The following is a 255-nucleotide window of genomic DNA, read 5'->3' on the forward strand; positions in this document are numbered from 1 at the left end:
TGAATCAGGAAGAAGGAAAGCTAAAATAATGCAATAACCACCCGAAATGATAATTTCCGTAAGGATGAAATACCTCCTGTAAAATTGCTGAATTAAAAATGGAACTGAAAAGACAATGAAGGGCAATGCAAACAGAATCCAAAGCGGGAATGATAAAACGTTATGAAATTCCCATAAGCCGATTAGGACAGAGAGTAACCAAATGGAGCGAACAGCAAATACCATCCAGTCATACCAGTACCACTTTTTGATGAT

General features: G+C 37.3%; 1 pseudogene. It reads right to left on the reverse strand.

Annotation, left to right across the window (positions count from 1 at the left end):
• Positions 1-255 (reverse strand): annotated as a pseudogene (locus KI375_RS27190) (hypothetical protein); the annotation flags it as partial.

It is taken from the genome of Bacillus sp. J14TS2 (assembly GCF_018333015.1).
Taxonomy (GTDB): domain Bacteria; phylum Bacillota; class Bacilli; order Bacillales; family Bacillaceae_C; genus Lederbergia.